Origin of the sequence: Brenneria alni, assembly GCF_003666245.1 — a bacterium.
Lineage (GTDB): Bacteria > Pseudomonadota > Gammaproteobacteria > Enterobacterales > Enterobacteriaceae > Brenneria > Brenneria alni.
Genome location: NZ_MJLZ01000002.1, coordinates 90,985 through 116,256 on the forward strand (window position 1 = coordinate 90,985; position 25,272 = coordinate 116,256).

The following is a 25,272-nucleotide window of genomic DNA, read 5'->3' on the forward strand; positions in this document are numbered from 1 at the left end:
AAATCGTTTAGTGGGGGAGACGGCGCATAACGCCTTCCTGCATGCTGGAGGCAACTAGCACGCCTTCACGGGTATAAAACTGTCCACGTACAAAACCTCTGGCGCCTGACGCGGATGTGCTTTCTACGGTATACAGCAGCCAGTCATCCAGACGGAAATTTCGGTGAAACCACATCGAGTGGTCGATGGTGGCGACCTGCATACCAGGCTCCAGAAAGCCGACGCCATGCGGCTGCAATGCGGTTAACAGAAAATTGCAGTCGGATGTATAGCCAAGCAGATACTGATGGATACGTTCATCATTCGGTAAGGGGCCGTTGGCGCGACACCAGACATGTCGTATCGGTTCTTCTACTTTCCCTTTCAGCGGGTTATGAAATTTTACCGGGCGCATCTCAATAGGCCTGGGGCGGGCGAATTTGTCACGGAATTGTGGCGGCAATAAGTGCGCCATACTTTGTGCAATCTCCTGTTCGGACTTAAGATCTTCCGGCGGGGTAACAGTAGGCATTATATTCTGATGCTCAAAGCCTATCTCATGGCTTTGGAATGATGCTGTCATATGGAAAATCGGTTTACCATTCTGAACGGCGCTGACTCGACGGGCGCTGAAGCTATTGCCGTCTCGCAGGTTTTCCACATCGTAAATAATAGGTTTCTGGCTATCACCGGGTAACAGAAAGTAACTATGAAATGAATGGATGCCGCGGTCTGTTGGCACGGTCTGGTTGGCTGCTGACATTGCCTGACCCACCACTTGCCCGCCGAATACCTGACGCAGACCTAGATCATCGCTTTGTCCCCGGAATAGTCCTTCCTCAATTTTCTCCAGGCTCAGGAGATCAAGAAGGTTTTGTAGTGCCTGGCTCATGATATCGGCCTTATTGGTTGAAAATCATTTGGAAAGTAACACAATGCGGGATTCCCCATAACTCATTTAAATTAATGGACTAACGACTTGAAATTAGTAATTTAAATCACTTATCAGGAAAATATCAGAATTTTGTACCACCATTATTCAATCAGGTGAACCATACTACTTAGTGAACGCTGGTTTTTTTGAAACTGGCAGTCTGACAATAATAAAAGGAGACGAACCGAATGAAATTATGGCATATCTTAGGTGGTATCACGCTATCGATGACTCTGGCAGCCTGTGCTGATAAGGGTGATTATGGTGTTTCTCCTGAAACCGGCGCACCTGTAACCAGCACCTCTGGTCAATATCCAGCTATATCAATGCCTGCTGTCAGCGGGACAGTTAACATTCGTCAGCGCATTGCCCTACCAGCTAATGCTGTAGTGACGGTCACGGTATCCGATGCATCACTGGCAGATGCACCTTCAAAAGTGATTACCCAGCGAGTAACCCGCACTGGAGGGAAACAGGCACCTTTCCAATTTGTATTGCCGTACAACCCGGCAGACATTCAACCTAATGCCCGCATTTTACTCAGCGCCGCCATTGCGATAGATAACAGAATAGTGATGGTGACAGAGAACGTCTTACCGGTTATCACCAATGGGGTGAATAATGCCGACCTGGTTATGGTGCCGGTAACCTCCGTGCCTTTACCCGCAAAAAGTTCAGATTCATTGACATCAGAATCTTCGTCAATGGCACCGTCACAACCAGTACAATCCAGTTGGTAAATAAATAAGCGCAAAGCAGTACGCGACGTGGTTTTACGACGCGTACTGCCAGCGGAACGCATTAAGATCGATTTTCCCTTGTCTATTAAAAGTGATCCCCTCGGCTTGTAGCGCTAATTTTTGACGTTGGTGATCGTCTCCGACAAGCGATATCTCACCTTTCCGATTTATCACCCGATGCCAGGGCAGTTTACTGTCTTTGGGCAAGCGTTTTAGCACGCCGCCAACTTGTCTGGATGCTCGTGGCGACCCGGCCAAAAGGGCCACATCGCCATAGGTTGCGATTTTCCCGTAAGGGATCGCGGCCACGATTTGAAAAACACGTTGGCGAAAACTGTCATTTTCTCCTGTCATCAAAGGGTTCCTGCACTTCATAATCGATACATGGTGAAGAACCTATAGTGGCATAGCCTACTGAGTAAGAAAACAACGGTTAGGATGTGTTAGCTTGCAATTGATCTGCCCATCACCGATAATGCCCACCGCTTTGTAGTCTCGGAGCTGTCAATGGGGGCCCTGTCGGTTCTCCCGCAACACTAACCTGTGGATTCGGTCAGGTCCGGAAGGAAGCAGCCGCAGCAGGAGACGTGTGTGCCGGGATGTAGCTGGCAGGGCCTCCACCAATCTTCCCTCATCATTATGTTGCTTTCATAAGTCTGGTTGCACTTTACACGCTATCTTGCGATGGAGTGGTAGCCGTTTCCTGCATCTTGAAATCTATTGGGTATAGACTTGTTCTTATGCTGTTTTAAGGGCATATAGTGAGACCAGCCATCATTGATTATCAGATATGTAACTTTAACTACATTTAACTGATATTGAATAACCTGGATTATTGAATTGGCGTATATGGCGTGATGATTTAATGATTTTTATAAAAATCAGTATTCTAATTATTTCTTTTATATGAAATACACTTTGTTACAAGTTTTGATTTATTAACACATTAAAAAAGGTAAGAAAAATGGCCGATAATGTTATCGGCGCAATGTATTGTATATTGGCGTTTATGTACTTTGCGTTAATGAATTAACGGACGTATTTCCATACAGCGGTTGGAACTTTGTCATAAAGTTTGTTCATCGTCAGTTCTGCCAGACGATGATCCGCTGCGGAAAAGAACATCTCCAGTTCATCGTTGGAGAGCTCATACTTGTTTTTTTCAATAACGCGTTCCAATGTGTCAATGGTTGTACATTTACGTAAACGCATCAAATAATCGATTTTTTTCATGTTGGCCTTTATGCTAACAGTACCTGGTGGGTTAATAAATAGGAGATAAATTATTACTTAAGTTTTAGCAGGCGTACAGATGCTCCCTTCTGAGAACATTCCGAATAGCCTTTCTTTAGATTTCTTCCATCCGCGCAACTCAGCATCATTGATGCCGTAGTTGCTAAACAGAACATAGGTGTCGTCTAAATACTTTTCAACCTGCTGAGAAAGCTCACCTTCGTCAGGGTATTTTATTTTAAATGTCAGAATAAATGTAGCTATATGCTCAATAAGTTCATTTAATTGGAGGTTGATCGCAGATGTCGGGTCATTGACCCAGCCGTGACTGCTATCGCCTAACGTTACAATGCTTTCGTCGCACAGATTCTCACATAAGAATCTGAGTTGGGCAATATCATAATGTTTGGGTGTGTACTCATCCATATCAATCCCTCCGTTAAGCCGTTATTCAGTGCTACTGCGGTTAACATCTGGTAAACAGGCAGACTGACAAAGTGCATAAGAGATTAGCTTTAACCATGTTTCTACAATCATAATGTCTACAAGCAAGATTTCAATGCCTGGGATTTCGACAACCACCATTTAGTCCGCAATGGATTTATACCCGTCATACTTCAAGCTGCAGGTGTGTTGGCTGCCCTTACTCACCCCAGTCACTTACTCAAGTAAGCTTTTGGGGATTCGCTCAGTTGCCGCCTTCCTGCAACTCGAATTATTTAGGGTATACATCTTCCGATGCATCTTAACGTTTTAATCACGCCATTTTGATACATATCGCATCGCTCTGTATATAACTATAGCAAAAGAGTCAGTAAGATTCGCGCACATTAGAAAAGGTTTTGTGTGCTATTTGTCGTGATTAAATCATAAAACTTTTCGGCAGCGGAATAGTCGCAATATCAGCTTATTAAATTAATTTGTGTATGGCTGGCGGTTTTATGGGATGAGGGAGGTGATGGGTTTCTTGTGCGAGTAAAGAAAATACTCAATAGGTCGTTTTTATCCTATTGTTTTTACTGTTTTTATTCAACCAGTTAAAAAACTCTGTTACATATATAACAGAGCTGTAGTGAGTTGTTATAGAAAAAGGGTTAATTTTTTTTCTTTTTCCTACCTTGTACAGCTTTAAACCGAGGGTTGGTTTTGCATATCACGTAGATGCGTCCACGGCGGCGCACCACTATACAATCGTTATGACGGTTTTTCGCTGAACGAAGCGAACTAAGCACTTGCATCTGAATATTCCTCTCTATATTTACTTGAAGAAGTGTCCTAAACACTGCTGGAAGCACGCAGCGCTGTCCTCTCTGGCCTATTCTTTCTGCTTCCCGGTATATAAGATGCGATACCGAAGAGGCTTTTTATTGTTATGTTATAACATAACCCAATGTTACACTTTTTAGATGTGAGGATCAAATTTGATTTTTATAAAGTCATGGTTTGTTCAGCGCAGTGAAGTATGAAAATGATGAAAAATACGAGGATGTGGTGGATGAGCTGGCAATAAAAAAGGCCGCATTTGCGGCCTTTTGAAATCAGACAGAGGATCAGTGGTGTTCTATCTGCTGATTATTATGTTGTTCTGGATCTTCATTTTTCTTTCCAAAGCGGCGGCGAACCACCACAAAGAATACCGGAACAAAGAAGATTGCCAGCACGGTGGCTGTTATCATCCCACCCATTACGCCAGTACCAACGGCGTTCTGAGCACCGGAGCCAGCGCCAGTACTGATAACCAGGGGGACAACCCCAAGGATAAAGGCAAGAGAGGTCATCAGGATAGGACGCAAACGCATACGTACGGCATCCAGCGTTGCCTCGATGAGTCCTTTACCTTCTTTATCCATCAGGTCTTTTGCAAACTCCACGATCAGTATGGCGTTTTTCGCCGCCAGACCAATGGTTGTCAGCAGGCCCACCTTAAAGTAGACGTCATTTTCCAGGCCGCGCAGGGAAGCAGCTATAACCGCCCCAAGAATCCCCAATGGCACGACCAGCATAACCGAGAAGGGAATCGACCAGCTCTCGTACAAGGCAGCCAGACACAGAAATACCACAATCAGGGATATGGTATACAGCGCCGGAGCCTGACCACCGGACAACAGTTCCTGATAGGACATGCCTGTCCATTCGTAGCCAATGCCTGTGGGCAGTTTTGATACGAACTCTTCCATCAGCGCCATAGCTTCACCGGTACTTTTCCCAGGCGTAGCCTCACCCTGTATCTGCATGGACGGCTGGCCGTTATAACGTTCCAGACGTGGGGAGCCATATTCCCAGTGACTTTGTGAGAAAGAGGAGAAGGGTACCATCTGCCCATTACTGCCGCGCACATACCAGTTTTTAATATCATCCGGCAGCATACGGAAAGGCGCATCAGCCTGCACATACACTTTCTTCACTCGACCACGATCGATGAAGTCATTTACATAACTTCCGCCCAGCACCGTCGCCAGCGTAGCATTCACATCCGCCAGAGAAACGCCAAGCGCCTCTACTTTTTCCTGATCGATATCAAGCCGGAACTGTGGCGTATCTTCCATGCCGTTAGGACGAACCTGTACCAGCATATCGGGACGCTCCGCAGCCATGCCCAACAGTTGATTACGCGCTTCTGTGAGCTTTTCATGACCGAGGTTCGCCTGGTCAATCAACTGAAAGTCAAATCCCGTCGCGGTTCCCAATTCTACGATCGCGGGAATATTCGCTGCAATAACGATACCTTCTTTGATCTTACTGAAAGCCGCGTTGGCCCTGGCCGCGATGGCGGCAACCTTATTCTCCGAACCATCGCGATCATCCCAGTCGTTCAGGCTGGCAAATGCCAATCCCGCATTCTGGCCGCGCCCCGCGAAGCCGAATCCATTGACCGCGAAGACTGATCTGACGTTGTTCTTCTCTTCTTCCAGATAATACTTGGTCATCTTGTCCAGTACTTTCTGTGTCTCTTCCTGTGTTGCGCCTGCTGGCAACTGCACGATATTGAGCAGTACCCCCTGATCTTCTTCAGGCAGAAAAGAGCTTGGCAAACGCAAGAACATGAATGCCAGACCCACGACAATCAGCAGATAAACCAGTAGATAGCGACCAGTACTGCGCAGGATGTTGCCTACGCTATCGGTGTAGTGGTGCGTACTCTTGTCGAACATGTTGTTAAACCAGCCGAAGAAGCCGGTTTTCTTGCCATGGTCGCCTTTAGTGATGGGTTTTAACAGCGTGGCGCAGAGTGCCGGCGTTAAAATCAACGCCACCAATACTGAGAGGGCCATCGCGGAAACAATGGTGACGGAGAACTGGCGATAGATGGCGCCGGTTGAACCACCGGTGAAAGCCATCGGCACGAATACCGCAGAGAGAACCAGTGCGATCCCAACCAGCGCTCCCTGTATCTGCCCCATCGATTTTCTGGTGGCTTCTTTAGGTGGTAAACCCTCTTCCTCCATCACACGTTCAACGTTTTCCACCACTACGATGGCGTCATCCACCAAAAGCCCGATGGCGAGTACCATTGCAAACATAGTCAGTGTGTTGATGGAATAGCCAAATAGCGAAAGAATGGCGAATGTACCCAGCAGTACCACGGGTACGGCAATCGTCGGGATCAGCGTGGCGCGGAAGTTCTGTAAGAACAGATACATCACCAAAAATACCAACACAATGGCTTCTATAAGTGTTTTTACCACCTCTTTAATAGAAATTTGAACGAACGGCGTCGTGTCGTAGGGGTAAACCACTTTCAGACCGGCAGGGAAGAACTCCTGAAGACGGGCGAGTTCGGTTTTCACCGCAGAGGCGGTATCCAGCGCATTTGCGCCCGTAGCCAGCTTAATCCCGATACCGCCAGCTGATTGGCCATTGTAGCGGGCGACAACATCATAGCTTTCACCACCCAATTCGACACGTGCCACATCCTTCAGGCGAACTTGTGAGCCGTCCGGATTAACCCTGAGTAGAATGTTGGAAAACTCTTCCGCCGAGTTCAGGCGTGTTTGTGCAATGATCGAAGCATTCAATCTTTGGCCGGGAACTGATGGCGCTCCGCCCAACTGGCCTGCGGCGATTTGGTTGTTCTGCACCGTGATGGCGGTCGTGACATCGCCCGTCGTCAACTGATAGTTATTCAGCTTGTTCGGATCCAGCCAGATACGCATGGCGTATTGCGCACCGAACAGTTGTACGTCACCAACGCCATTGGTACGGCTGATGGGATCTTGTACGTTGGCGGCCACATAGTCGGCGATATCCTGACCTGTCATTTTGCCATCTTCACTGATGAAGCCGACAACCATCAGGAAGCTACTGCTGGATTTTTGTACGCTAACCCCTTGTTGCTGAACTTCCTGGGGCAACAGCGGCATTGCCAACTGGAGTTTGTTTTGTACCTGAACCTGCGCAATATCGGGATCAGTACCCGCTTCAAAGGTCAGCGTAATTGTCGTGGACCCTGATGAGTCGCTGCTGGAGGACATATACATCAGGTTATCGATACCGTTCATGTTCTGTTCGATAACCTGAGTCACTGAGTCTTGCAGTGTTGAAGCATCTGCCCCTAAATAGGTTGCTGAAATTTCAACTGCTGGAGGCGCAATCGTAGGATATTGGGCAATAGGTAATTTCACAATCGCCAACGCCCCAGCCAACATCGTGACGATGGCTATTACCCACGCAAAAATGGGTCGATCTATAAAAAAGTTAGCCATGAATTACCGGCTCCTGTTAAGACTTCGCGGGTTCAGCCTGAGACTGCTGCGGCTGATCGTTCTCTTGAGCGACTTCTTTTCCTGTCACTTGCATACCGGTTTTGATCTTTTGAAGGCCGGTCACAATGATTCGGTCACCCTCTTTTAAACCATCGGTGACCAGCCATTTATCACCAATCGCCTTTGAGGTGGTGATAATGCGTTGCTCGACTTTATCTCCTTCGCCGATAATCATCGCAGTGGCTTCACCCCGTGGAGTACGGGTCACTCCTGTCTGCGGAACCAGCAAAACGTTGTCTCTTACACCGGAATCCAGACGTGCACGCACAAACATTCCCGGTAAAAGATCGTGCTGTGGGTTAGGGAAAATTGCCCGCAGGGTAATAGAGCCTGTTGTTTCGTCTACCGTGACATCGGAAAATTCCAACGTACCAGATTGAGCATATTCAGAACCATTATCCAACAACAGACGGACGGTGGCTTTACCTTCACTTTGTTTCAGTGTGCCATCTTCCAGTTCTTTTTTCAGACGCAGGAAGTCATTGCTTGATTGCGTCACATCGACATAAATAGGATCAAGCTGCTGAACGGTGGTTAATGCTGTGGTTTGGCCGGTAGAAACCAGTGCGCCTTCAGTCACCGTTGATTTCCCCGCTCGGCCTGATATCGGCGAATTGACTTTGGTATAGGCTAGGTTGATTTGAGCATTATCTAATGCGGCTTTGGCTGCTTGTACACTGGCATCGGCCTGACGAGACGTTGCGACGGCTTCGTCGTAATCCTGCTTGCTGATGTAATTGGTTCCCAACAGTGGTTTATAGCGGTTAACCGTCAGGCGGGCAATCTCCGCACTTGCCTGAGCCTGAGCCAATGAGCCTTTGGCGCTGTTGTAATCAGCTTGATAAGGCGCAGGATCAATTTGATACAGTGATGAACCAGCCTGAATATCGCTACCTTCAACAAAGTTGCGTTTCAGGATAATGCCACCGACCTGAGGACGGACTTCAGAGATACGATAAGCATTGGTGCGGCCCGGCAAATCAGTAGTAATATTGAGCGCTTGTGCTTTTAATGTCACTATTCCGACTTCAGGCGCCTGTTGCGCACCAGCCTGCTGTTCTTCACTATTATCGCATCCTGCGAGAATTAAGCCGCCAGAAAGCATCAGAACTGCCGCCAGAGGCGTTAGCCCTCTGTTTTTGTTCATAGATAAACCTCAAGTATCCGATTTGAAATTGACCAATGGATCACGCGCTTTAAAACCCATTGCTGCGATAATTTTATGTTCATGCTATGTTACATACATACTCGAATGTATGTAAATCATCCTTTGTTTCAAATACAGCGATATGGCACGAAAAACCAAACAACAGGCTCAGGAAACTCGACAACAGATACTGGATGCTGCCTTGAGAATATTCTCAGAGCATGGCGTGTCTGCTACATCGCTGGCTGATATTGCCGCAACCGCAGGGGTGACCCGGGGTGCTATTTACTGGCATTTTAAAAATAAAGTTGAGTTATTTGACGAAATTTGGATACAGGCTGAATCAAAACTCAAGGATTTTGAAATAGAGTATCAGACAAAATTTCCTGATAATCCACTTTATGTTATGCGTGAATTATTGATTTATATGCTTCGTTTAACGGTGAGTGACCCCCAGTGGCGATCGATGATGGAGATTGTCTTTCATAAATGTGAGTTTGTCGGTGAAATGCTACAGTTTTATAACGCCCGTAAAGCGCTTTATTTCGGCTGCTATGCTCATATTGAAAATAATTTAATAGGCTGTATTCGCATAGGACTGTTGCCAGCGGATATTCACCTCCGTCGGGCGGCTATCGCGATGCGTGCCTACTTCTCCGGCATCATGGAAAACTGGCTGTTTATGCCGGAAAGTTTTGATCTTAATCAGGACGCCCCTGCATTGGTTGACTCTTTTATCGATATGCTCCGCTTCAGCGCCTCGCTACGTAAGTCAGCCTGATAGCGCTGATTCACGCGCCATCCGTCTCTGAATCCCAATTCAACGGGTTACCCGTCAAGGCCGTTTTTTCCTGCCGCATTTTTTTCTGAAAGTCTTTGTGCACAATTTCCAGGGCGGCCAGCGCGATCTGTGGTTCGATTTGGTTATCTTCCAGCAGCATGATCAGATCGACTGCCAGTTTGACTTCTGGTGCCGCATTTTCCAGTGACATTTTACATCCACCTTTCGCGATCGGTATTGTGTCTTTCAGATATAGCAGAGAGTTAAGAGAAACCGCCAGAAGTTACAACCCTTGTTCCCGGCGTTCAATTAATCGCTCCAGACGTGCCAGAGCCTGCCGGCACCGCGCCAGTCGTCCCTCAAGTGCCGCCAGCTCCTTTTGCAGACGTTGCTGTTCGCTGAATTGTGTTTGATCGTTCAGCAGGCTCTCTCTGTCATTAATCATCGACAGCAGGCGGCGCTCGTAGTCCTGATGTTCGGCCAGCTTATGGTAAAGGTCCTGTGGCGGCGTTTCCGCCGTCAATTCCTGACGCCGTAAAGACAGGGTTGCCAGTTCACGTTGCAGCGCCGTGATTTGCCTCACCAGCTTTTCGGTCATGAAAGCGACCCGGTCAGGGCGTTGCTCGACGACCAACTGCCTGATGGATTTCAGATTTTGATTAACCTCATTGAAATAATCTTTCAGCCGTGTGCCATAGCTGCTGAAGAGTTGGCGATCAAAGCGCGACTGAGGTACGGGCTTATCAGCCAATGGTTCGATCTCTTTTGCCAGCGTGTCAATTTGTTGTTCAAGCACGAGCAGCAGTTTGTGGGTATTCACACACTGTTCCTTATTATTCGATTAGCAGGCGGCGGGCCGATAGTTCAGCTTGCCCGTGAATACCCGCTGATACAACCTTTTCACCAGGTATCGTGATTTCTTTACTTTAATGATTATCGCAATTACCAGGCGGCTGATGTTGGTGGTAGAGTGAAGTTGTGGGGTAACGTTTCACTTACCCGCCAACAGTCAACGGATTAAAGGTGAATATGTATCGCGCAGTGCTGATTGTCATGGGGTGGGTGAGTGTCGTTCTGGCAACGTTGGGTATTGTATTGCCGCTGTTGCCGACCACCCCTTTTTTATTGTTGGCTGCCTGGTGTTTTGCGCGTTCGTCGCCACGTTTTCATTGCTGGCTGTTATACCGCTCCTGGTTTGGGGGGTATTTGCGCCACTGGCAGCAACATCGGGCTTTGCCGCCTGGCGCGAAATGGAAAGCGGTTATCGTCATTTTATTGACGTTTGCTCTCTCGCTCTGGCTGGTTAAAATTAGTTGGGTTAGAGTTCTGTTATTGGTGGTGCTGGCAATTTTGCTGACGTTTATGCTTCGTCTGCCGGTTGTTGAACCGGAACGATAAACATACGCTGAATTGTAGAGACGGTTGCATTTGCTGGTCAGTTTGACTAGATTTGAGCGTTTTCGTGCACGGTCGCCGCTTCCCTGTTGCAAGAACCAGAACTCCATCAAGGTAATGCTGGGCGTAATGGGCTGGCCGTGGCCAGCATTTGTACTATCAGAACGTTTTATCAGGCACAGATATGATGACCGCTACCGCGCAACTGTCAGAATTGATTAAAAACAGCATAAAAAGTATTCCCGATTATCCGAAACCGGGCATATTGTTCCGTGACGTGACAAGCCTGCTGGAAGACCCGTCTGCGTATGCCGCGAGTATTGATAGGCTGGCGAACCATTATCGCAATATGGATATTACCAAGGTTGTGGGTACTGAAGCGCGTGGCTTTCTGTTTGGCGCTCCGGTGGCGCTGGCGTTGGGTGTTGGATTTGTTCCGGTACGTAAACCCGGTAAATTGCCGCGCCCGATCATCAGCGAAAGTTACGAGCTTGAATATGGCACGGATAGCCTGGAAATTCACTCGGATGCGATTGATGCAAATGATAACGTTCTGGTGATTGACGATCTGCTGGCTACGGGCGGAACGGTAGAAGCCACGGTAAAACTGATCCGTCGTTTAGGCGGCACGGTGACCGATGCCGCATTTGTTATCAATCTGTTCGATCTGGGGGGCGCACAGCGTCTGGAAGCGATGGGGGTTACCTGCTATAGCCTGGTTGACTTTCCCGGACATTAATCATAACGGCCTCGCCGATAACCGCACGGCTGTGTTAGCATGACCTCCTCAATAACTCGACTGTTGCGGTATTGATGAGCTATCAGGTTCTTGCCCGTAAGTGGCGTCCCCAAACCTTTGCTGATGTTGTCGGTCAGGAGCATGTCCTGACCGCGATAGCCAATGGCCTTTCTTTAGGTAGAATTCATCACGCCTATTTGTTTTCCGGCACCCGTGGCGTTGGGAAAACCACCATCGCCCGTTTGCTGGCGAAAGGACTCAACTGTGAAAACGGTGTGACGGCGACGCCCTGCGGTCAGTGTGAAAACTGCCGTGAAATTGAGCAAGGCCGCTTTGTTGACTTGATTGAAATTGATGCGGCTTCCCGCACCAAGGTTGAAGATACCCGCGAACTGCTGGATAACGTGCAGTACGCCCCGGCGCGAGGGCGTTATAAGGTGTACCTGATCGATGAAGTACACATGTTGTCGCGTCACAGTTTTAATGCACTGCTGAAAACGCTGGAAGAACCGCCGCCGCACGTAAAATTCCTGCTGGCAACCACCGATCCGCAAAAGTTGCCGGTGACGATCCTGTCACGCTGTCTGCAATTCCACCTTAAGGCGCTGGATGTCGAACAAATCCGAGCGCACCTGGAGAGGGTGTTGCAGGCGGAACAACTGGCAAGTGAACCGCGTGCATTACAGTTATTGGCCCGAGCCGCCGATGGCAGCCTGCGTGATGCGCTAAGTCTCACCGATCAGGCGATCGCCATGGGTCAAGGCCAGGTGACGACTGAATCAGTCAGTCAAATGCTGGGAACCCTGGATGATGAACAACCGCTGGCGCTCATCGAAGCATTAGTGAAGGCCGACGGCGCAAAAGTTATGTCCTTGCTCGATCAGGCGGCGTCGCGTGGCGTTGACTGGGAATCGTTGCTGGTTGAAACCCTGACGTTATTACACCGTATTGCGATGGTTCAGTTGCTGCCAGCCGCACTGAGTCATGATTATGCGGCTGTTGAAGCCCGTATTCGGGATCTGGCCCGAGCCTTGCCGCCAACGGAAGTGCAACTTTATTACCAGACGTTGCTGATTGGCCGTAAAGAGTTGTCTTATGCGCCGGATGCCCGTATGGGCGTCGAAATGACGCTGCTACGTGCGCTGGCTTTCCATCCTAAACAGATCGTTGAAGCTCCGGTCGTACCAGCCTCCAACGCGCCTCAGGCACAGCATAATGCTGTAGCTCAATCAGCGCCTGTTTCTCTGCCCTCGTTAAAAACAGCGCGGCAGAAAAGCGGGGCGTCGTCGTCTTATCCTTCTGAGCAGGCGTCATTTGCAGATACTCCTGCTTCAGAGGCTTCTGCTTTTGAACAACCTGTGCCGGAACAGGCTGCGGATACCCAGGATGATAGCGGGCTTTCCGATGCCACCTCGCAGCTTTTGCAGGCACGTAGTCTGCTGCTGCGTAAGCAGGGGGCAACCCCGCCAAAAAAAGCTGAACCGGCGGCGTCAGATAAAACGCGGCCGGTAAACTCGGCACTGGAGCGTTTAGCTTCGGTGACTGAGCGCAGTATACAGCGGAAAAGTACCAAAGACACCGCGTCGGCAGCCTTAAAGAAACCGGAAGCCTACCGTTGGCGGGCGCAGAATAAAGTGGAGGATGTCAAAACTGACGTCACCACGCCAAAGGCGCTGCGTTCAGCGCTGGAGCATGAAAAAACGCCCGAGCTGGCAGCCCGGTTGGCGCAAGAAGCGCAGGAACGTGATGAATGGGCGGCGGAAATTAATCGCCTGTCGTTACCAAAGCTGGTACAACAACTGGCGTTAAATGCATTCAGGGAGTGCCCGGAAGCCGGTAAAATACACCTGCATCTTCGTTCTTCCCAGCGTCACCTTAACTCACCGGCGGCGCAGCAAACTCTGGCAGAAGCATTGACCGCTCACTATGGTCAACCCATAACGTTGTCGGTGACCGAAGATGATAACCCGGCGGTGCTGACGCCGCTGGAGTGGCGTCAGGCAATTTATGAAGAAAAGCTGGCGCAGGCACGCCAGTCGATTATGACTGATAATACTATTCAAACGCTGCGGCGTTTCTTTGATGCGGAACTGGACGAAGACAGTATCCGCCCTGTTTAATCGCTGCGTGCGCGCAGCCCGAAGTGATAGAGAGAAAACTATGTTTGGTAAAGGTGGAATTGGCAATCTGATGAAGCAAGCCCAGCAGATGCAGGAAAAAATGCAGCAGATGCAGGAAGAGATTGCAAATCTGGAAGTCACTGGCGAATCGGGCGCGGGGCTGGTCAAAATCACCATCAATGGTGCGCACAACTGCCGCCGGGTGGAGATCGATTCCAGCCTGATGGAAGACGACAAAGACATGCTGGAAGATCTGATTGCCGCTGCATTCAACGATGCCGTCCGCCGCATTGCTGAAACGCAGAAAGAAAAAATGGCGTCGGTTTCCAGCGGCATGCAACTGCCGCCAGGCTTCAAGATGCCGTTCTGATGCAAACCAGTCCGCTTCTTGAATCGCTGATGGAAGCCCTGCGCTGTTTACCGGGCGTCGGGCCGAAATCAGCCCAGCGCATGGCGTTTCACCTGTTGCAGCGTAATCGTAGCGGGGGGATGCGTCTGGCGCAGTCGTTGACTCATGCGATGTCTGAAATCGGTCACTGTGCGGATTGCCGCACCTTTACCGAACAGGACGTATGTTCGATTTGTTCGAATCCCAGACGTCAGCAAAATGGTCAAATTTGTGTGGTGGAAAGTCCTGCGGATATCCATGCCATAGAGCAGACCGGGCAATTTGCCGGGCGTTATTTTGTATTGATGGGGCACCTGTCGCCGCTGGATGGCATCGGCCCGGACGATATCGGTCTGGGGCGACTGGAGGCGCGTCTGGAAAGCGAATCCATCAATGAAGTCATTCTGGCAACCAACCCGACGGTAGAAGGTGATGCAACGGCCAACTATATTGCCGAACTGTGCGCGCAATATGGCGTCATGGCCAGCCGCATTGCCCACGGCGTGCCTGTCGGCGGCGAGTTGGAAATGGTGGATGGCACCACGCTTTCTCATTCGCTAGCTGGTCGTCAGCCTTTCCGGTTTTAACTCCCTCTGGTTGTTGGGCGTTCCACCTGACAGCCATTCTATAGCCTCATTTTCCTGCTCTTTTTCTCCGGTCTGAATTTTTCTCCCCTTGAAATAACCGCTGTTTATCCCCATTTCATGCTCATCGTCAGTTTAATCAGCCTGAATAATATTAGGATTGAGGTAAGCAACAATGAGTATGAAAGGCCAAGAAACCCGCGGATTCCAGTCTGAAGTAAAGCAACTGCTGCACTTGATGATCCATTCACTGTATTCCAACAAAGAAATCTTTCTGCGTGAACTGATCTCCAATGCCTCCGATGCGGCAGATAAATTACGTTTTCGTGCGCTGTCATCCCCTGAGCTGTATGCCGGAGAGGGTGAGTTGCGTGTGCGGGTTTCCACCGATAAAGAAAAACGCACTTTGACTATCTCTGACAATGGTATCGGTATGAGCCGCGATGAGGTGATTGACAATCTTGGGACTATCGCCAAATCGGGAACTAAAGCCTTTCTGGAATCAATGGGTTCCGATCAGGTAAAAGACAGCCAGTTGATTGGTCAGTTCGGCGTGGGGTTCTACTCCGCATTTATCGTTGCCGATAAAGTGACCGTACGGACGCGTGCTGCGGGTGCCGCCGCCGATCAAGGCGTGTATTGGGAATCCGCCGGTGAAGGCGATTACACTATTGCGGATATCAGCAAAGAAGATCGTGGTACTGAAATTACCCTGCACCTGCGTGAGGGCGAAGATGAGTTCCTTGATGACTGGCGCGTTCGTTCCATCATCAGTAAATACTCCGACCATATTGCCTTGCCGGTAGAAATTGAATCCCGCCAGGAAAGCGAAGAAGAGGGGGGTGAAGCAACGGTAAGCTGGGAGAAGATTAACAAAGCGCAGGCCCTGTGGACGCGGAGTAAATCTGAAATCAGTGATGAAGAATATACGGAATTCTATAAGCATATTGCCCATGACTTTACCGACCCGTTAAGCTGGAGCCACAATCGGGTGGAAGGGAAGCAGGAATATACCAGCCTGCTGTACATCCCTTCCCAGGCGCCCTGGGATATGTGGAACCGCGATCATAAGCACGGCCTGAAACTCTATGTGCAGCGTGTATTTATCATGGATGACGCCGAACAGTTTATGCCGAATTATCTGCGCTTTGTGCGTGGCCTGATTGATTCCAATGACCTGCCGCTGAACGTATCCCGTGAAATTCTGCAAGACAGCCGTGTCACCCAGAACCTGCGTAACGCACTGACCAAGCGCGTGTTGCAGATGCTGGAAAAACTGGCGAAGGATGATGCAGAAAAATATCAGACTTTCTGGCAACAGTTTGGTCTGGTGCTGAAAGAAGGCCCGGCTGAAGATGGCAGTAACCGTGAAGCTATCGCCAGGCTGTTGCGTTTTTCCACTACACATAATGACAGCGCGGCACAGACTATATCGTTGGAAGACTATGTCAGCCGTATGGTGGAAGGGCAGGATAAGATTTACTACATCACGGCAGACAGCTATGCCGCTGCGAAGAGCAGCCCGCATCTGGAACTGTTCCGCAAGAAAGGCATTGAAGTGCTGTTGCTCTCCGATCGCATTGACGAATGGATGATGAGCTACCTGACGGAATTTGACGGTAAGCACTTCCAGTCAGTCAGCAAAGCGGATGACGCGCTGGATAAACTGGCGGATGAAGAAAACGATGCTCAGAAAGAAGCGGAAAAAGCGCTGGAGCCTTTTGTTGAGCGCGTAAAAACTCTGCTGGGCGATCGGGTGAAAGAGGTTCGCCTGACGCACCGTTTGACGGATACGCCTGCGATTGTCACGACCGACGCCAACGAGATGAGCACCCAAATGGCGAAACTGTTTGCCGCAGCCGGGCAACAGGCACCTGAAGTAAAATATATTTTTGAACTGAACCCGGAGCATGTTCTGGTCAAGCGTGCGTCTGGCGTGAGCGACGAGGCGCAATTCGCTGAGTGGGTTGAGCTGCTGCTGGATCAGGCTTTACTGGCTGAACGCGGCACGCTGGACGATCCGAATCAGTTTATCCGTCGTATGAATCAGTTACTGAGTGCCTGATGTTTCTCTGACCCCGGTTCATTCCGGGGTCTATTCCACCTGTTTTATCTTTTACCCACTTAGCCGGTGCTTTGTTATTATTCGCCTACACTGACAGTTCATGGTCGCTGTACGATGAACGCAAACAACTTTTTTACCTGCTGACGAGAGGCTGAAACGTGCCCGTTCCTTGAGGATAAATGCCTGGAATGGTATGGTTTAGCGCTTTTCAAATTTATTTTATAAAAACTCTATACCTAATAGATTTCGAGTTGCGGGAAGGCGGCAACCGAGCGAATCCCCAGGAGCTTACACCAGTAAGTGACTGGGGTGAGTAAGGGCAGTCAACACCCCTGCAACTTGAAAGATGAAGGGTATATAGCAAGGGGATTTACGCAATGCGTATTATTCTGCTGGGCGCTCCGGGCGCAGGCAAGGGGACTCAGGCTCAATTCATCATGGAAAAATATGGTATTCCGCAGATTTCTACCGGCGACATGCTGCGTGCAGCGGTAAAAGCCGGTACTGAATTGGGCAAACAGGCTAAAGAAATCATGGATGCAGGCAAACTGGTCACTGATGAGCTGGTGATTGCTTTGGTAAAAGAGCGTATCACTCAGGCAGATTGTCGTAACGGTTTCCTATTGGATGGCTTCCCGCGTACTATTCCCCAGGCTGATGCCATGAAAGAGGCTGGCATTAATGTGGATTATGTGATCGAGTTTGCAGTGCCTGATGAGCTGATCGTCGATCGCATCGTCGGGCGGCGTGTGCATCCAGCTTCAGGCCGTGTCTACCATGTGAAATTTAATCCGCCGCAGGTGGAAGACAAAGACGACGTTACCGGTGAGGATCTGGTTACCCGCAAAGACGATCAGGAAGAGACAGTTCGTAAACGTCTGGTGGAATACCATCAGCAGACTGCGCCGCTGGTGGCTTACTACCAGAAGGAAGCGGATGCAGGCAATACACGTTACTTCAAAGTCGACGGTACGCGCAAAGTTGTGGAAGTGCGTGCTGAACTGGAAACGATCCTGGGTTAGTTCCTGACCAGCAATGAGAGTAGTGCCAGGCAACTGCCTGGCATTTTTTTTACCTTTTTACCTGACGGCATCACTTCTCCCTATTAATAGCATTGGTTTTATCCTCGCTATCTGCCCATATATGTTCGGTATTTTTCGCTACAATAGAAAATCTGATACCAAGTACGGATAGGCCAGGTGTAGCCAGCTTGTCCACAAGAGGAAGGCAGTGATGACGCAAGAGAAGTACGGCGTGCTGATGGTGAATTTAGGCACCCCCGATGCACCAACACCACAGGCAGTAAAACGTTATCTGGCTGAATTCCTGAGTGACAGACGCGTGGTGGATACGTCACGGCTACTGTGGTGGCCGCTATTACGGGGCGTGATTCTGCCTCTCCGCTCACCGCGTGTGGCAAAGCTCTACCAGTCTGTGTGGATGGAAGGTGGGTCACCCTTGCTGGTGATTAGCCGTCGGCAGCAGCAGGCGCTGGCTGGCCGTATGCCAGAAATTCCGGTTGAACTGGGGATGAGCTATGGCTCTCCTAGCCTGCATTCAGCGCTGGATAAGCTGTTGGCGCAGGGGGTAACGCAACTGGTGGTTTTACCGATGTACCCGCAGTATTCCTGTTCGACGACGGCCGCCGTGTGGGACGGGCTGGCTAAACTGTTGCGCCAATACCGCAAGTTACCCGCTATCCGTTTTATCCGTGATTATGCTGAACATCCCGCCTACATCGCGGCGTTGAAATCCCGTGTTGAACAGGCGTTTGCTCAACAGGGCGAGCCTGACAGGTTGGTGCTCTCTTTTCACGGCATCCCAGTGCGTTATGCCAGCGAGGGAGATGACTATCCGCTGCGCTGTAAGGCAACGACAGTGGCGCTAATCGCGGCGCTGGGTCTCCCCAAAGAGAAAGTGATGATGACATTCCAGTCGCGTTTTGGACGTGAGCCTTGGCTAACGCCGTATACGGATGAAACGCTAAAAGGGTTACCGGCGCAGGGGGTTAAACATATTCAGGTTATGTGTCCTGGCTTTGCCGCAGACTGTCTGGAAACACTGGAAGAGATTCAGGAGCAAAACAGAGAGATATTCCTGCACGCGGGCGGCGAAAAATTTAGCTATATTCCGGCGTTAAACGATGATCCGCTGCATATTGACCTGCTAGAGCAACTGGTGGAAAAAGCAGAGTAGGGCGGGAAGAAAAGGCGGGCATAACCCGCCGCACTTGGTTAGATAGGGCATTGCTGAGGTGCTTGCGGTACTTCGTCGAGCTTGAGTAACGTAATCATACTGTTGGCAATTTCCCGTTCGCCCATCACTACCTGATTTGCGCCGTGTTCCGTAATGTAGCTGACTTCATCATCGTAATGCGCACGGGCAATAATTTCCAAATCATCTCTTTTTTCACGTGCCGCCGCGACGATTTCACCTGCTTCATAGCCATTGGGGATGGTAAGCAACAGCCAGCGGGCGCAGTCCAGACGGGCGATCTCCATAATCTCTGGCTTGGTGGCATTGCCGAGTACGGCCTTGATACCCTGCTCACGTAAAGCATCGACCCGCGCACGGGAGTTTTCCACCACCACCACCGGAATTCCCTCCTGATGAAGTTTGGCGCCGATCAGGCTGCCAACCCGTCCGTAACCGACCAGCAGAGCGTGATTGCACAAATCGACGGGGATCTGTTTTTCTTCTTCGATCGCTTCTTCCACTATCTGTTCTTCAATGGTTTCATTTTTAGCCAGATAGCGTTCGAGCAGGGTAAAGAGTACCGGGTTGATCATGATAGAGAGGATGGCCCCCGCCAACACCAGACTGCGGCCCTCTTCGGATAATAGCCCCAGTGCAATGCCCAGCCCGGCAAGAATAAAGGCAAACTCACCGATTTGCGCCAGGCTGGCGGAAATGGTTAATGCGGTGCGCTTCGAGTGACCGAACAGGCGAACCAGCATAAACGCGGCGGCTGATTTACCAAAGACAATGATCGCCAGGGTAATCAGTACCGCAATCGGATCATTGATTAGAATCATCGGGTCGAACAGCATACCGACAGAAACAAAGAACAGTACCGCGAAAGCATCGCGCAGCGGCAGCGTATCATGCGCGGCCCGCTGGCTGAGTTCAGACTCATTCAATACTACGCCTGCGAAGAATGCGCCCAGCGCAAAGGAAACATCAAACAGTTTCACTGCTCCAAAGGCGATGCCCAGCGCCATAGCAAGCACCGCCAGTGTAAATAGCTCGCGGGAACCGGTACTGGCGCTTTTTGCCAGCACCCAGGGTACCAGACGGCGCCCCACAACAATCATCAAAGTGATGAAGGCGATAACTTTACCGATGGTCCATGCCAGGTCGCGCAGCAATTTACCGGTATCGGCATGTTCCGCGCCAATCATGTCGCCGAAGGCGGGCAGCAGAACCAGCGTCAGAACCATCGCCAGATCTTCTACGATTAGCCAGCCGATGGCAATTTGACCGCGTTGGCTGTCAATAAGCTGACGCTCTTCCAGTGCGCGTAATAAGACAACCGTACTGGCCGTTGAAAGACAAAGGCCGAATACCAGTCCGTTTGCCAGGCTCCAGCCCAGCATGGCGGAAAGGCCCATCCCAAGCAGCGTCGCTACCGCGATCTGCGCAATAGCGCCGGGAATGGCGATCGATTTAACCGCCATCAGGTCTTTCAGGGAGAAATGCAAACCAACACCGAACATCAACAGAATGACACCAAGTTCGGCCAACTCTGGCGCCAGAGAGGTATCGGCTACAAATCCTGGGGTAAACGGCCCGACAAGCACGCCGGCAACCAGATAACCAACAAGCGGGGAGATGCGCAGGCGATTTGCCAGAATACCGAGAAGAAAGGCAAGAACCAGCCCACTAGCGATAGTTGAAATTAGAGGTGTTGCAGCATGCATCCCGACTCCTTTTGCCATGTGTGAAACGTGAACGAGCGGACCTTCTGTATAAATTCTATTGCATAAAGAAAAATGTTGCTTGGGTAAAATAGGGATTCTGTCAAAAATGTTAGCTTATCAGCATATTTACATGGTAACACAGATTTAAGCATGGTTTCTTCAGATAAGCATTGATAAACATGCGTAATTATCAATGTGAAGCCTGATTCTTGATGAGTATACCTTACGATTTATCCACTTGTTCAGTAAAAAAACACTATCCGTCAGTCGGAAACCATAGAAAATAGGGAATAAGACGCCTAATAACAGATTATTCCGATGAACCATCCATATTATGAGGAATTCATTACAGCGCGTAGGCAGATGGGCGAACAGACTCATGCTATGTTCTTTGCGATATATGTCTATTATAGAATGTCCGTCACTAAGAGGATGGCGACTGCGCACATAGCGCTTTGCCAGTTTGCTCTGGCAACATCTTTCTTTTTGGGTACTAAAATTAAATGGAGATTTTCATGCGTTTTTCGACAAAAACAGTGGGGCGCGCTTTGGCGATATCGCTGGCGTTAGCGCCATTTGGGGCAATAGCCTGGGAAAAGGATAAAACGTATGCCATCACCATACTGCATACAAATGATCACCATGGTCACTTTTGGCATAACGATCATGGCGAGTATGGATTGGCAGCCCAGAAAACATTGGTTGATCAGATTCGTCAGGACGTTGCGGGCAAAGGCGGAAGTTTACTGTTACTTTCAGGTGGAGATATTAATACCGGTGTTCCTGAGTCAGATTTACAGGACGCTGAACCCGATTTCCGTGGCATGAGTATGGTGGGTTATGATGCGATGGCACTGGGTAATCATGAGTTTGATAATCCGCTCTCTGTTCTTAGGCAGCAGGAAAAATGGGCGAATTTCCCCTTGCTGTCGGCCAATATTTACCAAAAAAGCACCAATAAACGGTTATTCAAGCCGTATGCCTTGTTTGATAAACAAGGTGTGAAAATTGCCGTTATCGGCCTGACTACTGATGATACGGCCAAATTAGGCAATCCTGAATATTTCACGGACATCGAATTTCGCCAGCCAGCCGTGGAGGTGAAGCAAGTCGTTGAGTCATTGCGCAAAGATGAAAAACCCGATGTGATCATTGCCGCCACCCACATGGGGCACTATGACGACGGTAAACACGGTTCCAATGCGCCGGGGGATGTGGAGATGGCTCGCAGCCTGCCTGCGGGTTATCTGAATATGATTGTCGGCGGACATTCACAAGATCCGGTTTGTATGGCCGGCGAGAATAAAAAACAGGTGGACTACGTACCGGGTACGCCCTGCGCGCCCGATCGTCAGAACGGCATCTGGATTGTTCAGGCCCATGAGTGGGGTAAATATGTTGGCAGGGCGGACTTCACTTTCCGCAATGGGGAACTAAAGCTGGAGCGCTATCAGCTCATCCCGGTTAATCTGAAGAAAAAAGTGACGGCGGCGGACGGCAAAACAGAGCGGGTTTTTTATACGCACGAAATCAAACAAGATCCGTCAGTATTGAAAATGCTGACGCCGTTCCAGGAAAAAGGGCAGACGCAGTTGGATGTCAAAGTGGGAAGCGTTGAAGGAAAACTGGAAGGCGATCGTAATCAAGTCCGTTTCCGTCAGACCAATCTGGCGCGGGTTGTATTGTCAGCCCAACTCGAACGTGCGAATGCTGATTTTGCGGTAATGAGCGGCGGCGGTATACGCGATTCCATCGAGTCTGGTGATATTACCTATAAAAATGTGCTGAAAGTGCAGCCGTTTTCCAACACGCTGGTCTATGTGGATATGAAAGGCCGCGACGTTGAGAAATACCTGGCTGTGGTGGCGAACAAAGAGGTCGATTCCGGCGCGTATGCTCAATTCCTTAACGTCAGCCTGACGGCGGATGGCAACGGTGTGCAGGATATAAAAATCAACGGTGAGCCATTACAGGCGGATAAAGTCTACCGTATGTCAACGTTGAATTTTAACGCCATGGGCGGAGACGGGTATCCACGCATTGATAATCTGCCCGGCTATGTTAACACCGGCTTCATTGATGCCGAGGTGCTGAAACAGTACATCGAGAAGCACTCGCCGCTGGATGCCGCCGCGTACCGGCCTAAAGGTGAGATTGTCTATAAATAGTTGATAGTAAAGGCGGTTTTTTATTGCGTAACGATGAAAGCCGCCAGCTACTATTTGATTTTATATAATAATACTCGAATCTCTGTGGTAATAAAAACTAACAAAATAAAATAAATATAAATCAAAAATGTATATTTGATATGTCTTGAATTAAGTTTTTTTTAAAATATGTTATTTTCATAAAAAATAAATGAAATGTATTTAATTTTATTCTGCTTAAATAATTTTAAGAAATAATATTTATAATATCCATACGGTTAAAATGAATGATGGGTTTTTGCGTTAGATGTAATTATTTGTGACGGAAACTAAATATTATTTTTATACACCTATGAATGGATGATTGGATGCGGTAAATAATCAGGTGGGAATGTTTCTTATGATTATTTTACGGCCCTGATAATCTATCTATATCCTAAATAATTCGAGTTGCAGGAAGGCGGCAAGGGAAGGACAAATTCGTCAGGAACGAATTTGACCAGCCAACGGCTGGCCTTCGGTGAGAGACAGGATGTCTCTCATTAATCCCGATGAGCTTACTCAGGTAAGTATTGGGGTGACTGACAAATCTGCCTGGAGCAGATTTGAACGCTGTTCACAGCGGCCCCGAAGGGGCGAGGCCCACGGATGGGCCGAGTAGCAAAGCCAACGCACATGCAACTTGAAGTATGACGGGTATTTAATTATCAATTAATTCAGAGGGTTTTATCATGGATGGTTTCACCGGTATCAGAGTGGGAAGTCACTCATCCCACTATTTTGAAAATGATGTTGTTGAATCTCTCAATAAGATCAAATCAGGTTCAACCGGACAACAGCTTTTACAGAAAATAGCAGATAATTCAACCAGCGAGAAGCACGTAACCATTTCAGAGGTGAGAGACGGGCAGGCTCCTGTGGCTCGCCCCCGATTAACCCTTTCACAGATGAGCAGGCTGGGCAACAACCCAACGCAAAGAGAGTTTGATTCCATGCTAATTAGAGAGTCCACCGGTTCCACTTGTATAAATAAAAGAGGTACGGCATCTGAAATACTGTGGAGTAAAAATAGCGTAGAGCCGAATGTGAATTCTTCAGGAGTGCCGGTTCGAGGAACTAATCCGGATAACGCGTTTACAGTATTAGCTCATGAACTTATTCATGCCAGGCATTATTTGGCAGGAACGAGTAAGTACGGCGGCTCAGTAACACCAAATGCGTCATCTGCATCTACCAAGTCCGGGAAAGAAGAATTAAGAGCAGTGGGGCTTGGCAAATATAAGCATGAGAATACCGGGGAACCTACCGAAAACTCCATTCGTGGTGAGCATGGTCTCCCTTTAAAGACGCGTTATTCACTTTCCGGTAATTGGTAGTACGGTTTTTAGCCAGCAAAGTTAATAGCGGCGTTGTCTCTATGAGCGTCGAGTGCGTATTAAAAAAGCCTCCTTGCTTGAAAAGCATGGCTAATGGCCAGGGAGGCATTAATTCAGCAAAAGCATTTATCGACACTGGATTACGTGGCGCTTTTAATAAATCGGATTTAAGTCATTTGCTGGTGTGGCCAGAAGCGGTACAGCAGTAGCGCAATCAAGAACGTCACCGGCGCGGAAAACGATTGCAGTACGGCACTGCCGTGCATCAGTGTAATACCTGCGGCCACGCTTAAAAACCAGGCGCTAAGTCCACGCAGGCTAAAGGTTTGTTCGGTATATTGAGGCGACGCCTGACTGGCAGGAAAAATGTGCCCCAGCGCCACACCGACCCAGGCCACCACGAATACGCCCTGATAAGCCAACGCTTGCAGAATGTAGGCAAAAATATCCGCCAGCATCAGCACATAAACCACCGCGCCGACAATGCACGCCCATACGATTTTGCGACAGCGGATACGGAACAAGCGGTCGAAAAACACCTGCATATTCACCGTCGCCAGATAGTAATTGGCGGTATTGATGCGTGTCTGAGTGACCCAGACAAACAGCAATCCCCATAACCCCAGTAAGTTCAGAATCGCCACCACCACCGCGACTTCACTCACGTCCCCCTGATGCTGAAAGTTGCTGACCAGATAAATACCGGCCACGCCGTTGAGCAGGAAGGTGATCAGATAGAACGGCATACCAAAGTTAAATTGCGCGTGATAATTGCTGTCTTTCTGTTTACCAAAGCGGGCGTAGTCGAAGGTATACATCATCAAGATCCACACCCCCATATAGTAAGTGAAGCAGTTCCACCAGCCGTATGCCGGGGGGATTGCGGGCCAAAATCCAGCCATTGCGGCTGATAGCCATAATGGTTAATCGCCACCAATACGGTGATCAACAGGCCAATCAG

At 49.2% G+C, this 25,272-nt stretch carries 23 protein-coding genes, 1 other RNA gene and 1 other annotated feature; of the genes, 13 read left to right on the top strand and 11 right to left on the bottom strand.

Annotation, left to right across the window (positions count from 1 at the left end; translation table 11 throughout):
- Positions 1 to 7: 7 nt before the first annotated feature.
- On the bottom strand, positions 8 to 871 hold the full coding sequence (gene tesB, locus BIY29_RS01515) for an acyl-CoA thioesterase II (RefSeq protein ID WP_121573125.1): 864 nt from the start codon (positions 869 to 871) through the stop codon (positions 8 to 10).
- 230 nt (positions 872 to 1,101) lie between these two features.
- Here tesB and BIY29_RS01520 point away from each other — a divergent pair, with 230 nt between their 5' ends.
- Entirely contained in the window at positions 1,102 to 1,653 is a 552-nt protein-coding gene (locus BIY29_RS01520; RefSeq protein WP_121573127.1) for a YbaY family lipoprotein, read from the top strand.
- Positions 1,654 to 1,686: 33 nt separating this feature from the next.
- On the opposite strand, the gene BIY29_RS01525 is transcribed toward BIY29_RS01520, so the two are convergent.
- Positions 1,687 to 2,007, bottom strand: a complete 321-nt coding sequence (locus tag BIY29_RS01525) for an MGMT family protein (protein ID WP_121573129.1) — start codon at positions 2,005 to 2,007, stop codon at positions 1,687 to 1,689.
- A gap of 163 nt (positions 2,008 to 2,170) precedes the next feature.
- Here BIY29_RS01525 and ffs point away from each other — a divergent pair.
- An RNA gene (gene ffs, locus BIY29_RS01530) (signal recognition particle sRNA small type) lies at positions 2,171 to 2,267 on the top strand.
- A gap of 415 nt (positions 2,268 to 2,682) precedes the next feature.
- Here the strand turns inward: ffs and BIY29_RS01535 are convergent.
- The 5 genes from BIY29_RS01535 to BIY29_RS01555 all read right to left on the bottom strand — a co-directional run bounded on the left by BIY29_RS01535 (position 2,683) and on the right by BIY29_RS01555 (position 8,796).
- Positions 2,683 to 2,886 carry an HHA domain-containing protein gene (locus tag BIY29_RS01535; protein WP_121573131.1) on the bottom strand — a complete coding sequence of 68 codons (204 nt, stop codon included), beginning with the start codon at positions 2,884 to 2,886 and terminating at the stop codon, positions 2,683 to 2,685.
- A gap of 57 nt (positions 2,887 to 2,943) precedes the next feature.
- Complete coding sequence (gene tomB / locus BIY29_RS01540) at positions 2,944 to 3,312, bottom strand: Hha toxicity modulator TomB (RefSeq protein ID WP_121573133.1); 369 nt, start codon at positions 3,310 to 3,312, stop codon at positions 2,944 to 2,946.
- A 668-nt stretch (positions 3,313 to 3,980) separates the two neighbouring features.
- Positions 3,981 to 4,124, bottom strand: coding sequence for a type B 50S ribosomal protein L36 (gene ykgO / locus BIY29_RS01545; RefSeq protein WP_121573135.1), 144 nt, complete (start codon positions 4,122 to 4,124; stop codon positions 3,981 to 3,983).
- A gap of 312 nt (positions 4,125 to 4,436) precedes the next feature.
- A complete protein-coding gene (locus BIY29_RS01550) occupies positions 4,437 to 7,589 on the bottom strand; it encodes an efflux RND transporter permease subunit (RefSeq protein WP_121573137.1) in 3,153 nt (1,050 codons plus the stop codon).
- A 16-nt stretch (positions 7,590 to 7,605) separates the two neighbouring features.
- Positions 7,606 to 8,796 (bottom strand): efflux RND transporter periplasmic adaptor subunit, encoded by a 1,191-nt coding sequence (locus BIY29_RS01555; RefSeq protein ID WP_121573139.1) that lies wholly within the window; start codon positions 8,794 to 8,796, stop codon positions 7,606 to 7,608.
- Positions 8,797 to 8,938: 142 nt separating this feature from the next.
- Here BIY29_RS01555 and acrR point away from each other — a divergent pair, with 142 nt between their 5' ends.
- Positions 8,939 to 9,577, top strand: coding sequence for a multidrug efflux transporter transcriptional repressor AcrR (gene acrR, locus BIY29_RS01560; RefSeq protein ID WP_121573141.1), 639 nt, complete (start codon positions 8,939 to 8,941; stop codon positions 9,575 to 9,577).
- Positions 9,578 to 9,587: 10 nt separating this feature from the next.
- On the opposite strand, the gene rsmS is transcribed toward acrR, so the two are convergent.
- Complete coding sequence (rsmS, locus tag BIY29_RS01565) at positions 9,588 to 9,788, bottom strand: pleiotropic regulatory protein RsmS (protein ID WP_121573143.1); 201 nt, start codon at positions 9,786 to 9,788, stop codon at positions 9,588 to 9,590.
- Positions 9,789 to 9,860: 72 nt separating this feature from the next.
- Positions 9,861 to 10,397: a primosomal replication protein PriC gene (gene priC, locus BIY29_RS01570; RefSeq protein WP_121573145.1), complete on the bottom strand. Its 537-nt coding sequence runs from the start codon at positions 10,395 to 10,397 to the stop codon at positions 9,861 to 9,863.
- 209 nt (positions 10,398 to 10,606) lie between these two features.
- Here priC and BIY29_RS01575 point away from each other — a divergent pair, with 209 nt between their 5' ends.
- From BIY29_RS01575 to hemH, 8 genes are all read left to right on the top strand, one after another.
- Positions 10,607 to 10,975 carry a DUF454 family protein gene (locus BIY29_RS01575; protein ID WP_121573147.1) on the top strand — a complete coding sequence of 123 codons (369 nt, stop codon included), beginning with the start codon at positions 10,607 to 10,609 and terminating at the stop codon, positions 10,973 to 10,975.
- A 184-nt stretch (positions 10,976 to 11,159) separates the two neighbouring features.
- Entirely contained in the window at positions 11,160 to 11,711 is a 552-nt protein-coding gene (apt, locus tag BIY29_RS01580) for an adenine phosphoribosyltransferase (RefSeq protein WP_121573324.1), read from the top strand.
- A gap of 74 nt (positions 11,712 to 11,785) precedes the next feature.
- Entirely contained in the window at positions 11,786 to 13,831 is a 2,046-nt protein-coding gene (dnaX, locus tag BIY29_RS01585; protein WP_121573149.1) for a DNA polymerase III subunit gamma/tau, read from the top strand.
- Positions 13,161 to 13,225, top strand: a sequence feature (DnaX frameshifting element). Its footprint overlaps the gene before it by 65 nt.
- Before the next feature lie 40 nt (positions 13,832 to 13,871).
- On the top strand, positions 13,872 to 14,201 hold the full coding sequence (locus tag BIY29_RS01590; RefSeq protein ID WP_121573151.1) for a YbaB/EbfC family nucleoid-associated protein: 330 nt from the start codon (positions 13,872 to 13,874) through the stop codon (positions 14,199 to 14,201).
- The gene (gene recR, locus BIY29_RS01595) at positions 14,201 to 14,806 is read left to right on the top strand and encodes a recombination mediator RecR (protein ID WP_121573152.1); all 606 of its coding nucleotides are present in this window, start codon (positions 14,201 to 14,203) and stop codon (positions 14,804 to 14,806) included. Before BIY29_RS01590 ends, recR begins: the two co-directional genes overlap by 1 nt.
- Before the next feature lie 178 nt (positions 14,807 to 14,984).
- Positions 14,985 to 16,868, top strand: coding sequence for a molecular chaperone HtpG (htpG, locus tag BIY29_RS01600; protein WP_205680294.1), 1,884 nt, complete (start codon positions 14,985 to 14,987; stop codon positions 16,866 to 16,868).
- 377 nt (positions 16,869 to 17,245) lie between these two features.
- Positions 17,246 to 17,890, top strand: coding sequence for an adenylate kinase (gene adk / locus BIY29_RS01610; RefSeq protein ID WP_121573158.1), 645 nt, complete (start codon positions 17,246 to 17,248; stop codon positions 17,888 to 17,890).
- 211 nt (positions 17,891 to 18,101) lie between these two features.
- A complete protein-coding gene (hemH, locus tag BIY29_RS01615; protein ID WP_121573160.1) occupies positions 18,102 to 19,064 on the top strand; it encodes a ferrochelatase in 963 nt (320 codons plus the stop codon).
- 38 nt (positions 19,065 to 19,102) lie between these two features.
- Here the strand turns inward: hemH and ybaL are convergent, their stop codons facing one another.
- On the bottom strand, positions 19,103 to 20,788 hold the full coding sequence (gene ybaL / locus BIY29_RS01620) for a YbaL family putative K(+) efflux transporter (RefSeq protein ID WP_121573162.1): 1,686 nt from the start codon (positions 20,786 to 20,788) through the stop codon (positions 19,103 to 19,105).
- A gap of 515 nt (positions 20,789 to 21,303) precedes the next feature.
- Here ybaL and ushA point away from each other — a divergent pair.
- Both ushA and xopG read left to right on the top strand, forming a co-directional pair.
- Positions 21,304 to 22,956 (top strand): bifunctional UDP-sugar hydrolase/5'-nucleotidase UshA, encoded by a 1,653-nt coding sequence (gene ushA, locus BIY29_RS01625; RefSeq protein WP_121573164.1) that lies wholly within the window; start codon positions 21,304 to 21,306, stop codon positions 22,954 to 22,956.
- A 710-nt stretch (positions 22,957 to 23,666) separates the two neighbouring features.
- On the top strand, positions 23,667 to 24,311 hold the full coding sequence (xopG, locus tag BIY29_RS01630) for a XopG/HopH/AvrPtoH family type III secretion system effector (protein WP_121573166.1): 645 nt from the start codon (positions 23,667 to 23,669) through the stop codon (positions 24,309 to 24,311).
- Between the two features lie 167 nt (positions 24,312 to 24,478).
- On the opposite strand, the gene BIY29_RS01635 is transcribed toward xopG, so the two are convergent.
- A complete protein-coding gene (locus BIY29_RS01635; RefSeq protein WP_240629908.1) occupies positions 24,479 to 25,132 on the bottom strand; it encodes a purine-cytosine permease family protein in 654 nt (217 codons plus the stop codon).
- Between the last annotated feature and the right edge of the window lie 140 nt (positions 25,133 to 25,272).